Origin of the sequence: Paenibacillus taichungensis, assembly GCF_013359905.1 — a bacterium.
Classification (GTDB): domain Bacteria; phylum Bacillota; class Bacilli; order Paenibacillales; family Paenibacillaceae; genus Paenibacillus; species Paenibacillus taichungensis.
Genome location: NZ_JABMCC010000025.1, coordinates 1 through 794 on the forward strand (window position 1 = coordinate 1; position 794 = coordinate 794).

Annotated in this window: 1 pseudogene; it reads left to right on the forward strand. The window is 58.4% G+C overall.

Features of this window, described 5'->3' with window-relative positions:
- Positions 1-794, forward strand: a pseudogene (locus tag HP548_RS00120) (hypothetical protein); the annotation flags it as partial.

Below are 794 nucleotides of genomic sequence, written 5' to 3' on the forward strand. Positions count from 1 at the left end.
ACGTTTGATGGCAGCACGTATATTGCGAATGTCGCATCGCCATCAGGCACCCCAGGAACGTCCCCGGATTACACGTTGCTGGCTGGTGCGGGAGCCACGGGTGCGACAGGGGCAACCGGCGTCGGTGTATCGGGCGCAACCGGAGATACGGGTGTAACGGGAGCCACCGGTGCAGGTCTGACAGGCGTCGTTCCATTCGACCCAGCAGTTGCACCAACGTATCCAGCGGGTCAAGTTGTAACGTTTGATGGCAGCACATATATTGCAAATGTGGCATCGCCAACTGGAACACCAGGAACGTCCCCAGATTACACGTTGCTGGCTGGTGCTGGAGCCACGGGTGCGACAGGTGCAACAGGAGTCGGTGTAACGGGAGCCACCGGTGCAGGTCTGACAGGCGTCGTTCCATTCGATCCAGCAGTTGCACCAACGTATCCAGCGGGTCAAGTTGTAACGTTTGATGCCAGCACATATATTGCAAATGTGGCATCGCCAACTGGAACGCCGGGAACATCCCCGGATTATACGTTGCTGGCTGGTGCTGGGGCAACTGGTGCGACAGGTGCAACTGGAGTAGGTGTAACGGGAAGTACTGGATCCACGGGAGATACAGGTGTAACCGGGGCGACTGGAGTTACCGGCGATACAGGGGCTGCGGGAGTAACTGGAGCCACAGGTGTCAGTGTAACGGGAAGTACTGGAGCCACGGGAGATACAGGTGTAACCGGGGCGACTGGGGTTACCGGCGATACAGGGGCTGCGGGAGTAACTGGAGCCACAGGTGTCAGTGTAAC